The organism is Mycolicibacter sinensis, from assembly GCF_001667945.1.
Lineage (GTDB): Bacteria > Actinomycetota > Actinomycetes > Mycobacteriales > Mycobacteriaceae > Mycobacterium > Mycobacterium sinense_B.
The window spans coordinates 67958-82754 of record NZ_LZJK01000083.1 but is presented as its reverse complement, the minus strand read 5'-3'; the positions used below and the strand labels follow the sequence as shown (position 1 = coordinate 82754).

The following is a 14797-nucleotide window of genomic DNA, read 5'->3' as shown; positions in this document are numbered from 1 at the left end:
TGACGCATGTCAAAGAAGCTCGGCGCTGTCGATACGATGTCGGTGCTCTGCGTGTCGGCGTTGCCGGCGCGGCCCCGACAAGACAGGAGTGCACCCCCTCGTGGCGTCCGTCATCGACACCGTCGTCAACCTGGCCAAGCGCCGCGGGCTGGTCTTCCCGGCCGGCGAAATCTACGGCGGCACCAAATCCGCGTGGGACTATGGCCCGCTCGGCGTGGAGTTCAAAGAGAACATCAAGCGACAGTGGTGGCGCTCGGTGGTGACCGCCCGCGACGATGTCGTCGGGCTGGACTCGTCGATCATCCTGCCGCGGGAGGTATGGGTGGCCTCCGGTCACGTCGAGGTGTTCAACGACCCGCTGGTGGAGTGCCTGTCCTGCCACAAGCGGCACCGCCAGGACCACATGCAGGAGGCGGCAGCGGCCAAGCGGCTCGCAAAAGGGGAGCAGGTCGATCCAGACGCAGTGCCGATGAGCGAGATCGCCTGCCCGGACTGCGGCACCAAGGGCCAGTGGACTGAGCCTCGCGAGTTCAACATGATGCTCAAGACCTACCTCGGTCCCATCGAAAGCGAGGAGGGGCTGCACTACCTGCGCCCGGAGACCGCCCAGGGTATCTTCGTCAACTTCGCCAACGTGGTCACCACCGCGCGCCGCAAACCGCCGTTCGGAATTGCCCAGACCGGCAAGAGCTTCCGCAACGAGATCACCCCCGGCAACTTCATCTTCCGGACCCGCGAGTTCGAGCAGATGGAGATGGAGTTCTTCGTCGAGCCCTCCACCGCCGCCGAGTGGCACCAGTACTGGATCGACACCCGGCTGCAGTGGTACGTCGACCTCGGTATCGCCCGGGATAACCTGCGTCTGTTCGAGCATCCGCTGGAGAAGCTGTCGCACTACAGCGCCGGCACCACCGACATCGAGTACAGGTTCGGTTTCCAGAACAACCCCTGGGGTGAGCTGGAGGGCATCGCCAACCGCACCGACTTCGACCTGTCCACCCACACCAAGCACTCGGGCGTCGACCTGTCGTTCTACGACCAGGCGTCCGACACCCGGTACACGCCGTACGTGATCGAGCCGGCCGCGGGACTGACCCGCTCCTTCATGGCGTTCTTGATCGACGCCTACCACGAGGACGAGGCGCCCAACGCCAAGGGCGGGGTGGACAAGCGCACCGTGCTGCGGCTGGACCCGCGGCTGGCGCCGGTCAAGGCCGCGGTGCTGCCGTTGAGCCGCAACGCCGACCTGTCACCGAAGGCCCGCGACCTGGCCGCCGAGTTGCGGCAGTGCTGGAACGTCGAGTTCGACGACGCCGGGGCGGTGGGCCGGCGCTATCGGCGGCAGGACGAGATCGGCACCCCGTTCTGCATCACGGTTGACTTCGACTCGCTCGACGACCAAGCGGTCACCGTGCGGGAACGCGACAGCATGACCCAGGAGCGGGTGGCCATCGACGCGGTGGCCGACTATCTGGCCGTTCGACTCAAGGGCTGCTGAAGGCTCCAGCGGCCTCGTGCCGGTAGCGGCTTACCCCACGATTGGTCGGGGACTCGACAGTACCTTGATCATTCTTCAGGTACGGCCGTGAGCCGGTGAAGAGGCCTGCCCGTCGGCCGGCATGGTCCAGCAGGGGTAGCCGAATAACGGAGTGCGCCGCAACGGATTACAGACTCAAGTTTCGGACCCAGCGGCCGTTTCCGTAACCGACCGTCCCGCATGAACGACACGAAGCGCAGGCATACGTGAGACTGTTGCGGGTCAGGTTGACAGCCGCGCCCGGGCCGGTGTTGGCTCAACTTCGGCTGAGAAATCATCCAGAGTCTGGGTCGGGGAATTGGGTTCTAACACGGGAGGATGGCAGATGGCGGGAAGTAAATACGCAGGGAAACAGCATGATTCACGTACTGCGAAGGCCCGCCGTCGCAATCGTGTGATCGGGGCGGGGGGCTCGGCGGCCGCATTCTTGGCGTTCGGGATGGCCCCATTGGCCACCGCGCCGGACGCACACGCCGACGGACTCGACTGGCTGGTAGATCTGTTCGACCCGAGCATGGTCGCAGGTCCCGCCGTCGACACCACCGGGGTCGACGGCGTGTTCGGCGACTCGCCGTTCTGGGACCAGCTGCTGCTGGCCAACCCCGAGCTCGACCCGGCGAGCGTGGTCGAGTCGTGGATGTACGACCCGTGGCACACGGCCATGGAGGCGTGGATCACCAGTGACATCGGCCAGCAGATCGACAATGCCATCAACACCGCCTACATCCAGATGAACGGCGTGGACAGCCTCGAGGGCGCGTGCGGGCTGATCTGCAACGGTGTCGACGGCACCGAGGAGAGCCCGGACGGCGGCGCCGGCGGATTGTGGTTCGGCGACGGCGGCGACGGTTGGGACTCCACCGTGCAGGGCGTGGCCGGTGGTGACGGTGGTGCCGCCGGGTTCTTCGGCAACGGCGGCGACGGCGGCGACGGCTGGGATTCCACCGTGGCCGGGATCGACGGTGGCGCCGGCGGCAACGGCGGTACCGGTGGCAGCGTCATGGGCGACGGCGGGGTCGGCGGTACCGGTGGCGACGGGTACGACGCGACGGCTAACGGTGTCGGCGGCACCGCGACCGGCTCCAACGGTGGTGCTGGCGGTAACGGTGGCGACACCAGCGATGCCGCCACCTTGATCTTCGGCAACGGCGGGGCCGGTGGCGCGGGCGGTGCCGGCGGCGACGGCACCGCTAACGGTGCTACGGGCACCGTCACTGGCGGCAACGGTGGTGTCGGTGGCACCGGCGGGAACTCGTTCGCCCCCATCGGCAATGGCGGTGAAGGCGGCGCCGGAGGTGCGGGCGGCGCCGGTGGAGACGGGACTGCCAACGGCTCCCAGGGCAACTCGACCGGCGGCGACGGCGGTATGGGTGGCACCGGCGGCACTGCCGAGAACGGCCACGGTGGCACCGGCGGGGTCGGTGGAGCCGGCGGCGACGCCAGGTCTAACGGTCACCTCGGTGTCGCCACCGGTGGTGACGGCGGGGCCGGTGGCACCGGCGGCCAGGGTCTCATCGCCGGCACCGGTGGTGACGGTGGGGCCGGTGGCGACGCCAGGTCCAACGGTTCCGGCGGCATCGCGACCGCTGGTGCCGGTGGTACCGGTGGTGCCGGCGCCGAAGGTGCTACCGGCGCGGCCGGCCAGCCCGGCGGGACCGGTGGTGCCGGCGGCAACGGCGGGGCCGGTGGCGACGCCACGACCAAGGGGTCCGGGGGCACCTCGACTGCCGGTAACGGCGGCGACGGGGGCGCCGGTGGCAACGGCGGCACCGGCGGCACCGGCGGCGCGGTCGGCGGCCAGGGCGGCCCTGGTGGCACCGGCGGGGCCGGTGGCACCGCGACGGCAACCGGCAACGACAGCACGGCGACTCAGGGCACGGCCGGTAAGCCTGGGCCGGACGGCCAGCCGGGCGCGGCCGGACCGACCAGCACCGCTCCCTGAAACGTCTCGACGCAAAAGTGCCCGCACCCCTTGGGGCGCGGGCACTTTCGCGTCGGCGTCGGCGGCGAGATGAGGTTGGCGCCCTGGGGGATCGAGGTCAGTCTCCGGCGACTTCGGGGAATCTCGGCCTGGCTGGCTTGAACCAGTCGGTCCGGGTCCGCCAGGACAGCGCGGACGCGTAGACGAACGCGGTGGCGCTCACGCCCGCGCAGATCCAGCTGGGCAGCGTGACGCCACTGCCGACCAGCACGCTGGTCAACTGCACCAGGATCGCCGCGGGTTTGAAGGTTGCCCAGACCAGGTACAGGTCGATGGCGGGTCTCGAGCGCGGATCGCTCCGGAGGATCAGCAGTACCCGGGCGGTGAACCCGAACAGATACAGCGCAACGGCGGCGACCAGCGCCCAGTACACCCCGAACCACGGTCCGCGGGGCGCGAACACGTCGAAGTGCTCAGGTTGGCCCCAGTCGGCGACGCAGAACACGACGACCACGAGCGGCAGAATGACTTTCAGCGGCGTCGTGACGTGCCGGTGCCCCAGCAAACGGGCTTGGTCGTCGTCGGTCAATCGCGTCGCCAAGTGCTCGAACATGACCAACACGGCGCAGAACATGCACAGCACAGCTAGCATCCCGGCGACGTTCCACAACCCGAGTACCTGGTGTACGAGCGGGTCGAAACGCGTCGTCCCGACCGGGGACATCAGCAGCCCGGCGCACCCGATGAGCACCAGGACGCGGGAAGGATTGGCGTCCCAGCGCGAACCCCAGGTGTGTCGGCGGACCCACAGCGCATACCCGCACGCCAACAGGATCACCGTGAGGGCGACGTCGACCACGGCTCAGGAGTCTACGTAGGAACCGGCAGGACGGGGCCTCAGAACCGGCCGCCGCCGCCGAAGAAACCCCCGCCACCGGAGGAACCGCCGAAGGATGTCGGACTCCAGCCTCCACCACCGCCACCGAAGCCGCCGCCCATCCCGCCTCCACTGAGGATGTTGCCGATGATGATGCCGCCGAGCATGGCCCCGGTGTCGTTGCCACCGCCGGGGCCGCCGTAGCGGCCGTAGTACTGCCGCTGGGCAGCTTGCACGTCCGCCTTGGCCAGGGATTGCGCCGCGGCCGCCAGCGTGGCGGCTCCGTTGGCCTGGGCGATGGCGCCGGCGACGTCGGTGGCGCGCTTGTCCTGCGCGGCCTCGAGCCGGCGTCTGGCCTCGGCCAACCGGGTGCGCGCCTCCGGGCCGACGCTGCCGCGGCGGGTGTCGATGTAATCCGACACGGCGCGGATCCGCGACGAGGCGGTGAACAGCGCCTGTTCCAGGGTGCGGGTCAGCCGCTCGGCGGCGGCGCGTTCCTCAGCCACGGTGCCCAACAGGGCGTCCAGGTCGGAGTCGGCCTTGGTCAACGCGGTAAACGCCCCCAGCGGATCGCCGGTGGCCCGGGCGGCGGCAACGGCCTGCACCGCGGTGTCGCGGGCAGCGGTCAGCTCGGAGCGGCGTGCGCCCGCACCGCGCTGCAGCTGGGCATTGGCCTGCGCGATCCCGGCCTCGGCGTCGGCAATGGCCTCCGGCAGCGTCGCGACCGCGTGGCGGATGTCGCGGGCGGCGTTGTCCACCGCGTCGAGCAGGGCCCGGCCCTGAGCCAGCCCCGACTCGGCGGCCCGCACCGCGTCGACCAGTTCGCTCTGCCCGCCGGTGATCGGGCGGTCGGCCAGGGTGCGCGCCCGGGTGATGTTGCGCTCGGCGAAGGCCGCCCGGTCCTGCGCCGTCTTGACATTGCCGGACACCGAACTCAGTGCCGTGGCGTCGAATTCCCCGTGCAACCCGACCAGATGCTGCTCGGAGGCCGGAATGCGCCCGGTCAGCTCGACGAGCTGCTTGGTCAGGTCGTCCAGGCGGGCCGGTGCATTGAGAACCAGGTCGCGCAACTGCTCGAACGATGCACGCTGGGTCTCCAATTCGCGGTCGGCCTTGGCGGCGGTGACGATCACCCCGGTCAACAGATCGCGCTGCTGGGCCGGCGTCTCGGGGATGTCGTCATCGAGTTGCTGACGCACCGCGAAGGCGTGCTCCATGGCCGCCTTGGCGCTGGCGACCGCCTGCGCGAACGGCCTGGTGCGTTCCTCGCCGAACTCGTCGACGGCCAACTGCAACTCGTTGGCGCTGGTGCGCACCGCGTTGTCGACGTCGACCACCTTCTCCCGCGACAGCGCATCCAAGGCGAACACCGGCACGTCGGCCAGCGCGTTCGGATCGGTCGAATCGACCCGCCGGGCCGCTGCTAGCACCGCGTTGTGCCGGCGCCGCCGCAGATAGCGTGCCACCAACAGCACCACCACACCGGCGGCCGCCACCGCGGCCAGCGCGATCAGGATCGGCACCCAGCTCACTTCGGCCGGCGCTGCCGCCACGTCCAGCCCGCTGGCGGCGACAGCGGCCGCCCCGGCCCAGTCCCCACGGTGCAGGGCCGGCTCGATGTCGTTGCGCCGCAAGGCGTCGACCTTGTCAGCGCTGATCTCGCCGATGCCGTTGGATACCAAAAACGCGTAACTGCGATCGGCGGTTGCCACCGCCAGCAGCGCGTCGTTTCCGCCCAGGTCGCTGAGCTGCGCCGTGCTGCGGCCCCAATCGTCGGCGGTCAGCCCGGAGAAGACGTCGACGTAGACCACCCACAGCCGGATGTGCCGGTCGGTGTAGAGCTTGTCGATCGCAGCCTGCACGCCGGCGCGGTCGGATGGCGAGAGCACTCCGGCGCTGTCGGTGATCGAGCTGGGCAGCCGCAACGGGGGTTGCGCCGCTGCGCCGGGGGCCACCAGCAGCACCGCGATGACGACCGCCAGGGCGGCGCTGAGCAGGCGCGTGATTCGCATGCTGGCCAATGTATATGCGATCTGCGGGTGGCCGCTGAAATTATGTGATGGGCCGGGGGTAGCTGGGCACGGCGTTTCGGCCCGGCATGTCATCGATGCGGACCGGGCCAAAATAGACTGGCGGCGGTGGCCACAAACTCATGCGACAACTACGGCGCGCACGACCGCGACCGCATGGTGGGGGAGTCGTCGAAAACCGCCGGCCTGCCCGGGACCGGCGGCCAGCACCGCACCGACTTCGCCCGCGACCGGGCCAGGGTGCTGCACAGCGCCGCCCTGCGTCGGCTGGCCGACAAGACGCAGGTCGTCGGTCCCCGCGACGGTGATACCCCCCGCACCCGGCTGACCCACTCGCTGGAGGTGGCCCAGATCGGGCGGGGCATGGCCATCGGGCTGGGCTGCGATCCCGACCTGGTCGACTTGGCCGGGCTGGCCCACGATATCGGGCACCCCCCGTACGGGCACAACGGCGAGCAGGCGCTCAACGAAATCGCCGCGGAGTGCGGTGGATTCGAAGGCAACGCGCAGAATTTCCGGATCCTGACCAGCCTGGAACCCAAAGTCCTGGGGCCGGACGGGGCAAGCGCGGGACTGAATCTGACCCGGGCGGCGCTGGACGCCGTCACCAAATATCCGTGGCCGCGCGAGTCGGGAAACGGCCCGGCCCGGACCAAGTTCGGCTTCTATGACGACGACCGGGCCGCCGCCGAGTGGATGCGCCAAGGCGCGCCGGAGGGTCGGGTCTGCCTGGAAGCGCAGATCATGGACTGGGCCGATGACGTCGCCTACTCCGTGCACGACGTCGAGGACGGTGTCATCGCGGGCCGTATCGACCTGCGCGTGCTCGCCGACGCCGCGACGGTGGCCGAACTGGCGCGCCTGGGCGACCCCGACGGCGTCCATGATCTGGCCGCGGCCGCGCATCGACTCACCGAGCTTCCGGTGGTGGCCGCTGTCGGCGGCTATGACGCGACCCTGTCGGCGTCAGTGGCACTGAAGCGGCTGACCAGCGAGCTGGTGGGCCGCTTCGCGTCCGCGGCGATCAGCGCCACCCACGCCGTTGCCGGCCGCCGGCCACTGAGCCGCTACCAGGCCGACCTGACGGTGCCCGAATTGGTGCGGGCCGAAGTTGCCGTGCTGAAAACCCTTGCAGTGCAATTCATCATGTCCGAAGATCAGCATCGCAAAATTCAGGAGGCCCAGCGCGAGCGGGTTCACGCGGTGGCCCACCGGCTGCTCGCCGGGGCGCCGGAGAGCCTGGACCCGATCTTCGTCCCGGCGTTCGCCGCCGCCTCCGATGACGGCGCACGACTGCGGGTCGTCATCGACCAGATCGCGTCGTGCACCGAGGGCCGACTGGAGCGGCTCGCGGCGGGCTGAGCCGACTCAGGCGAGCTTGGTGACCTTGTCCATCATCGCTCGCACCGCATCGATGCTGCTGGTCTGCGGGTCGCCGGAACCGGTGGCGTTCTCGGTGCCGGTGAACGCGATCAGCACCCCGACGATGCAGTTGCCCTGCACGCCGATGGCCCGGGTGTCCGGCGCCTTGGGGCTCTTGTCCAGCACGATCGAGGCCGCCAGCACGTCATCGGTGACCCGCACGTCGGTGATATGCATTTCGGTGCCATGCAGGTGCGGCTGCCCGCCCGAATCCGAGTCGGCGTTGACCGGATGCCCGTCACAGCGCTTCCACTGCGCGGCGAACTTGGCGAACAGCGCTTGTGCGTCCGCCGCAGTGGGCAGCGCGACCACGGCCTCCTTGACGAACATCACCCGGGTGGTGAGCGGCTTGAAGCCGTCCCGGTTGGGTTCGGAGTCGATCCAGGTCTCCCGCGCGTAGCTTTGAACGTCGGCTCCGGAGTACACACTCTTGGGGGCGACATCCACGACGCCGACACATTCGCCGGGCGACGACGAGTCCTCCATCGCTTCCAGACCGCCGTAGGACGGCGGGCCGGTGACGGTCGTGAACGGCTGATCCAGCATCTTGGTCAGCTCGGCGCCGTCGAGCAGGACCTGCTTGACGGTCTCGCCGGTGACCCCCGATGCGGCGCCGCGGGAACGGTCGGGCAGAACCAGCCAGGCGAGCAGCGCCACAGCGGCCAGGGCGGCGACCGCGATCACGAGCAGCAGGCGCGGTCGTCGGGATTTCGCCGCCGTTGGCTGCTCGGACAGACTCATGCGCGCTCCCTGACGTCGACGTTGACGAACCGAGCTTAAAACATGGCGGCTTGCGGCCGGCTGTGCGCTCTAGACTGACCCGGTGCCCGGCCGTATCTCCGATCGCGACATCGCCGCCATCCGCGAACGTGTCCGGATCGAGGACGTGGTCGGCGATTATGTGCAGCTCAGGCGGGCTGGGGCCGACTCGCTCAAGGGACTGTGCCCGTTCCACAACGAGAAGTCGCCGTCGTTTCACGTCCGGCCCAACCACGGCCTGTTCCACTGCTTCGGGTGCGGGGAAGGCGGCGACGTCTACGCGTTCGTGCAGAAGATCGAGCATGCCAGCTTCGTCGAGGCGGTCGAGTTGCTGGCCGACCGGGTCGGCCACACCATCACCTACACCGGGGCATCGGCGACCAACATCCAGCGCGAGCGCGGGGGGCGCAGCCGGCTGATCGCCGCCAATGCGGCGGCGGCCGAGTTCTATGCCGCGGCGCTGGGCACCGCCGAGGCGGCACCGGCGCGCAAATACCTCACCGAACGCAACTTCGACGCCGCCGCCGCGCAGCGGTTCGGTTGCGGTTTCGCCCCGTCCGGGTGGGACAGCCTGACGAAACACTTGCTGCGCAAGGGCTTCGAGTTCAAAGAGCTTGAGGCCGCGGGCCTGTCCCGGGAGGGGCGCCGCGGTCCGATGGACCGGTTCCACCGCCGGCTGCTGTGGCCGATCCGTTCCTCGGCGGGGGAGGTGATCGGGTTCGGCGCGCGCCGGTTGTTCGACGACGACCCGATGGAGGCCAAGTACGTCAACACTCCCGAAACCACGCTGTACAAGAAGTCCAATGCGCTGTTCGGCCTGGACCTGGCCAAGCGGGACATCGCGCGTGGCCACCAGGCCATCGTCGTCGAGGGCTACACCGACGTGATGGCGATGCACCTGGCCGGGGTGACCACCGCGGTGGCCTCGTGCGGCACCGCCTTCGGCGACGAACACCTGGCCATGCTGCGCCGACTGATGATGGACGACAAGTTCTTTCGGGGTGAGCTGATCTACGTCTTCGACGGCGACGCGGCCGGACGACAAGCCGCTCTCAAAGCCCTGGACGGCGAACAACAGCTGGCCGGACAGTCATTCGTCGCAGTGGCCGCCGACGGCATGGATCCGTGCGACCTGCGGCTGGCGCACGGCGACGAGGCGCTGCGCGACCTGGTGGCACGCCGCACTCCGTTGTTCGAGTTCGCCGTTCGCACCGCTCTGGCCGAGATGGATCTGGACAATGCCGAGGGCCGGGTCGCGGCGCTGCGCCGCTGCGTGCCGATGGTCGCCCAGATCAAGGACCCCACCCTGCGCGACGAATACGCGCGCCAGCTGGCCGGTTGGGTGGGTTGGGACGACGTCGCGCAGGTGATCGGGCGGGTGCGCGCTCAGGCCAAGCAGGCCAAGGATTCGCGCGGCGGCGCGGCGCGGGTCTCCACCGCGACCGCCACAGCCGCTGCCCAACCGCCGGTGGCGCGTCCTAACCCGGCCGATCCGACGCTGTGGCCGCAGCGGGAGGCGCTCAAAGCCGCGCTGCAGTTCCCGGCGCTGGCCGGGCCGGTGTTCGACAGCCTGACGGTGGAGAGTTTCACCCACCCCGGCTACGCGGCGGTGCGCTCGGCGATCGAGACGGCCGGCGGAACCGGCGGGACCGCTGCCGCGGCCGCCGGCGCGCAGTGGATCGAGACGGTGCGTGAGCAGACCACCTCGCCGCTGACCGTCGGGCTCATCCACGAGCTGAGTGTGGAGTCGATCCGCGTCGACGACGACAAGTTGCCCCGCTACATCGGCGGGGTACTGGCCCGGCTGCAGGAGGTGTGGGTGGGCCGGCAGATCGCCGAGGTCAAGTCCAAACTGCAGCGCATGTCACCGGTGGAGCACAGCGACGAATACCACGCGCTCTTCGGTGACCTGGTCGCGATGGAGGCCTATCGGCGCAGCCTGCTGGAGCAAGCCAGCGGCGACGAAGTGACCGCCTGATCGCAAGCCCGGCCGGAGGTCGGGTGCAGCGGGTCAGGCGTGATCGGCACCGCGTGATCGCAAGCCCGGCCGGAGGTCGGGTGCAGCGGGTCAGGCGCCACCGGCACCGCCTAGAGCTCGGAGTCCTCCGGGTCTTCCGGCCGCAGCACCATGGTGCCGTCCTCGAGTTCGGTCAGGGTCACCATCGTGGGGTCGGGATGGATCCGGTTGGCGATGCTGCGCCGTCCCTTGTCGATCACCGCCTTGGCGATCGGGCTGCTGGTGAGCGCGTGGTAGGTGCCGACGATCTGCTCGTAGCGTCGACGGCCGGCTTTCGTGCCCATCACATACCCGACGCCCATCACGACGACGTACCCGATCAATGCTGCTCCCTACAACGTGCGGTGTTCCCATCCTGCCCCATCCGGCGGCGCGGCGATTCGGTGCGACCCCCGCGGGACGGTGCTCCTGTCGGCATGCGCTAGAGTCGTGCACGTCCACGCGGACAGCAGTCCCCTGTAGCTCAATTGGCAGAGCATTCGGCTGTTAACCGGAGGGTTGGTGGTTCGAGTCCACCCGGGGGAGCCACGTTTTACCGGCGTCAGCCCAACCCTCAGTCCAGCCTGGGAATCACCGAAGGACCGGACTGCTGCGGCTGCGCCTGAGGCGCGAACATCTGCGGCGGTTGCTGCGGCATTCCCGATTGTTGCTGCTGCTGTTTGGCGGCACGGGCCTGTGCGATCGCGTTGACCAGCGGGCTGGCGGCCATCAGTTCCCGGCGCTCTTCTTCGCTCAGCTCGTAGATCGCCCAGGCGCCCCAGGCGGCCGGGCGCACATACACGGTGACCTTCTGGCGGCCGTTGTTGAAGACGGCCGGAACCGCCACGGCTCGATCGGCGGCGGCAAAGCTGGCCATTTCCTGGGTGATCCGCTCGATATCGGCGGATTCCTGCAGCTCATAGGTCGGCGACTGGCCGCCCTTGGTCGGTGAGGCGTTCAGCGCGAGGAACCACGCCATGGGTGATACTCCTTTGTTTGGGCTCGATGCCGACAGCCTATAAAGGCGGCCGGCGACACGGCCAACCGGCGGTCAGCAAGCCTCGACGGAGGAGAGGCGAAGCTGGACCGAATCAAACCCGGCGGCTAGACCAGGTGTTCCGGATGCAGCATCTCGGCGTATCGCAGCTGTTCGGGGATGCCGAATCCGTCGACCAGGGTTTGGGCGTGCGGCCGCAACTTGCGGCACCGGTCGTTGATGCCGCGGGTGACGGCCTTGGCCCGATCGGTGGACAGGTACCGGTGCTCGATGTACCACGCCTTGTCGTCCTCGATGACGCTGAGCGCGTACAGGTCGCACACCAGCTCCAGCAGATCGCGGGCCTCGGCGTCCGGGCAGGAGTCGATGCCGGCGACGAACGCCTCCAGCACCACCCGGTCGATGTGGGCGGTGGCGGCGTGCAGCACGTGGTCCTGGACCGCGTTGAACGCGTCGAAGTCGCTCATCTCCTCGGACTTGGCGCGCAACCGGCGTGCCACCGAGGTCAGCAGATATTGTTCGCGGTCTTCGAACATGTGCAGTTGGGTCCCGCGGTTGAACAGGCTGCCCTCCTCTTCGCTGTCTTGGCGGGCGTCCACGAACGTTTGGATGATCGTCTCTGCCGCGGTACGTTTCAGCACCCGGTCCCCGACGGTCTCGGCGGCGAACCGCACCCAGTCGACGGGGCTCATCCCGGCGATGTCGTCGGCGTAGGCGGTCAGCAGTTGCTTGGCCACCAGCTGGGTCAGCACGTGGTTGTCGCCCTCGAAGGTGGTGAACACGTCGATGTCGGCGCGCAACGCGATCAGCCGGTTCTCGGCCATGTAGCCGGCGCCCCCGCAGGCTTCCCGCGCTTCCTGGATCGCCCGGGACGCGTGCCAGGTGTTGGCGGCCTTGAGCCCGGCCGCCCGCGCCTCGAGCTCACGCTGCTCCTCGGCGTCGGGATCGTCGGACGTCTGCAGGTCATGGCAGCGGCCCACCAACTCGTTCTGGGCGAACTGCAACGCATAGGACCGGGCGATCAGCGGGAACAACCGGCGCTGATGCACCAGGTAGTCCATGATCAGCACCTCGTGTTCGGCTCCGTCATCGCCAGGCGCACTGAACTGCCTGCGCTGCAACGCATATCGGGTGGCGATGTCGAGGGCGACCCGCGCGGCCGCTCCTGCGCTGCCACCCACCGAGACCCGGCCCCGGATCAGGGTGCCGATCATGGTGAAAAACCGTCGGCCGTCGCTTTCGATCGACGACCGGTAGCTGCCGTCGGCGTCGACGTCGGCGTATCTGTTCAACAGGTTCTCCCGGGGAATCCGGACCTGGTCGAACACGATGCGGCCGTTGTCCACGCCCGGCAGGCCGCCTTTGTAGTGGCAGTCCGAGGTCGTGACCCCGGGCAGGTCATTACCGTGTGCATCCCGGATCGGCACCAGGAAGCAGTGCACGCCATGGCTTTTGCCAGCGGTGATCAGCTGAGCGAAGACCGCCGCGACGGTGGCGGTTTCGGCCGCACCACCGATGTAGTCCTTGCGCGCCGGACCGGTCGCGGAGTCGATGACGAACTCGCCCGTCGTCGCGTCGTAGGTGGCGGTGGTCTCCAGTGACTGCACGTCGCTGCCGTGGCCGGTCTCGGTCATCGCGAAGCAGCCGAGCATCTCGAGGTCGATGATCTTCTGCACGTAGGCGCGGTGGTGACGTTCGGTGCCCAGGTTTTCCACGGCGCCGCCGAACAACCCCCACTGCACCCCGGCTTTGACCATCAGGGACAGATCCGACATCGCCAGCAGTTCGATCATGCTGATCGCCGCGCCCACGTCACCGGTTCCACCGTGCTCCTTGCGGAAACTGTCGGCGGCCACGCCGGTGCCGGCCAGGATCCTGAGCTGTTCGGCGACTTTGGCGCGGGCGATCGCGGTGTTGGGGGTGTAGTGCGGACGGAACTTTTCATCGGAGAGGGTGGCCCGGACCCGGTTCTTCACCGCGCGCCAGCGGCCGTCCAAGGTGTCGCGCAGAGCTTCGGAAGTGGTCACTCCTGCACGGTATCCGGGCGAGGTGGCCGGTAAACGGGGTTTAGATTACGGTGTGCGCTCCACGCTGGCCGGGTTGCTGTCGCTGTGTTGGCTGCTGGTCGCCGGCTGCGGTCGCTGCGAGGCACCGGCGCCGGGGCTGGAATATCTCGGCCAGATCCACCTTCCGTCGAACACCACATTCGACGGCACGGCGGTCGGCGGTCTGTCGGGCATCAGTTATGACCCCGGCCGCGACTGCTACTACGTGATCAGTGATGACCGGTCGGCCAAGGGGCCGGCGCGGTTCTACACGGTTCGGCTCTCGGTGTCGGATCGCGGCGTCGACGATGTCACGATCAGCGCTGTCCACTCGCTGCTGGACGAGCGCGGAGGGCCGTTTGGCCCGCGATCTTTCGGCAGTTCGCCGCCGGTGGTACCGCCCGACCCGGAAGGGATCGCGTTCGACGGCGGCCGACAGCGGCTGTATTGGTCGTCGGAGGGCGAGCGGCTCACCGACGGCCCGCACGGCCCCGTGCTGGCCGACCCCTGGGTCAGGATCGCCGGGCTCGACGGCAGCTACCTCGGCCAGTTCGCCATGCCGCCGGAGCTGGCGATGTCGGCACAGCTCAGCGGGCCGCGCCGCAACACGACGCTCGAGGGTCTCACGCTGACCGCCGACGGCCGGCTGCTGTTCGCTGCGATGGAGGGGCCCGGCTACGACGACGGTGCCCCACCGGATCAGGTCCACGGGGCGCTGACTCGGATCACCGCCTACCGCCTGGACGCGCACGGCGACCCCAGGGCCCCGGTCGCCCAGTACGCCTACCCGCTGGAGCCGGCGACCCCGCCCGCCGAAACCAACGGCCTCACCGACCTGGTGGCGCTGTCGGATACCGCCTTCCTGGTGATCGAGCGGGCGTTCAGCGCCCGACCGGCGGTGCGGCTGTTTCGCGCCGAGATCGGTGACGCCACCGACGTGCTGGGTGTGCCGGCACTGGCCGGGCGGGCCCTGACCCCGATGACCAAGACGCTGCTGGCGGACCTGTCTGCCACGCCCGGCCTGGATCCGCTGGACAACATCGAGGGGATCACGCTGGGGCCGCGGCTGCCTGACGGCCGGCAAACGGTGGTGCTGGTCAGCGACGACAACTTCTCGCCGCGGCAGGTGACCCAGTTCGTGGTGTTTGCGGTGCCTGCGGCCTGAACCACCCGGCGGGCCGGACCTGGGGAGACTGAATACGCTCCGACGACA

General features: G+C 69.1%; 11 protein-coding genes and 1 tRNA gene. 6 read left to right on the top strand and 6 right to left on the bottom strand.

The features are described 5' to 3' along the window. Window positions 1–100: 100 nt before the first annotated feature. Together A5694_RS11805 and A5694_RS24950 are read left to right on the top strand one after the other, a co-directional pair. Entirely contained in the window at window positions 101–1498 is a 1398-nt protein-coding gene (locus A5694_RS11805; protein ID WP_064922021.1) for a glycine--tRNA ligase, read from the top strand. Between the two features lie 478 nt (window positions 1499–1976). Then, window positions 1977–3479 (top strand): PGRS repeat-containing protein, encoded by a 1503-nt coding sequence (locus A5694_RS24950; RefSeq protein ID WP_165604329.1) that lies wholly within the window; start codon window positions 1977–1979, stop codon window positions 3477–3479. 97 nt (window positions 3480–3576) lie between these two features. Here A5694_RS24950 and A5694_RS11795 read toward each other — a convergent pair whose 3' ends face one another. Together A5694_RS11795 and A5694_RS11790 are read right to left on the bottom strand one after the other, a co-directional pair. Continuing rightward, complete coding sequence (locus tag A5694_RS11795) at window positions 3577–4317, bottom strand: hypothetical protein (protein ID WP_064922019.1); 741 nt, start codon at window positions 4315–4317, stop codon at window positions 3577–3579. Window positions 4318–4355: 38 nt separating this feature from the next. Continuing rightward, complete coding sequence (locus A5694_RS11790) at window positions 4356–6347, bottom strand: TPM domain-containing protein (protein ID WP_064922018.1); 1992 nt, start codon at window positions 6345–6347, stop codon at window positions 4356–4358. Window positions 6348–6473: 126 nt separating this feature from the next. On the opposite strand from A5694_RS11790, the gene A5694_RS11785 reads away from it, so the two are divergent. After that, window positions 6474–7727: a deoxyguanosinetriphosphate triphosphohydrolase gene (locus A5694_RS11785; protein ID WP_082952632.1), complete on the top strand. Its 1254-nt coding sequence runs from the start codon at window positions 6474–6476 to the stop codon at window positions 7725–7727. A gap of 6 nt (window positions 7728–7733) precedes the next feature. Here the strand turns inward: A5694_RS11785 and A5694_RS11780 are convergent, their stop codons facing one another. Continuing rightward, on the bottom strand, window positions 7734–8528 hold the full coding sequence (locus A5694_RS11780) for a sensor domain-containing protein (RefSeq protein WP_064922017.1): 795 nt from the start codon (window positions 8526–8528) through the stop codon (window positions 7734–7736). A gap of 82 nt (window positions 8529–8610) precedes the next feature. On the opposite strand from A5694_RS11780, the gene dnaG reads away from it, so the two are divergent. Continuing rightward, the gene (gene dnaG, locus A5694_RS11775) at window positions 8611–10524 is read left to right on the top strand and encodes a DNA primase (RefSeq protein WP_064922016.1); all 1914 of its coding nucleotides are present in this window, start codon (window positions 8611–8613) and stop codon (window positions 10522–10524) included. A 110-nt stretch (window positions 10525–10634) separates the two neighbouring features. Here the strand turns inward: dnaG and A5694_RS11770 are convergent, their stop codons facing one another. After that, window positions 10635–10886 carry a hypothetical protein gene (locus tag A5694_RS11770; protein WP_064922015.1) on the bottom strand — a complete coding sequence of 84 codons (252 nt, stop codon included), beginning with the start codon at window positions 10884–10886 and terminating at the stop codon, window positions 10635–10637. Window positions 10887–11015: 129 nt separating this feature from the next. Between A5694_RS11770 and A5694_RS11765 the strand changes: the two genes are divergently transcribed. Beyond that, window positions 11016–11091, top strand: a tRNA-Asn gene (locus A5694_RS11765). Window positions 11092–11116: 25 nt separating this feature from the next. Here the strand turns inward: A5694_RS11765 and A5694_RS11760 are convergent. Beyond that, on the bottom strand, window positions 11117–11521 hold the full coding sequence (locus A5694_RS11760) for a hypothetical protein (protein ID WP_064922014.1): 405 nt from the start codon (window positions 11519–11521) through the stop codon (window positions 11117–11119). A 125-nt stretch (window positions 11522–11646) separates the two neighbouring features. Then, entirely contained in the window at window positions 11647–13566 is a 1920-nt protein-coding gene (locus A5694_RS11755) for an acyl-CoA dehydrogenase (RefSeq protein ID WP_064922013.1), read from the bottom strand. 52 nt (window positions 13567–13618) lie between these two features. Between A5694_RS11755 and A5694_RS11750 the strand changes: the two genes are divergently transcribed. Next, window positions 13619–14749, top strand: a complete 1131-nt coding sequence (locus tag A5694_RS11750; protein WP_064922012.1) for an esterase-like activity of phytase family protein — start codon at window positions 13619–13621, stop codon at window positions 14747–14749. Window positions 14750–14797: the final 48 nt, after the last annotated feature.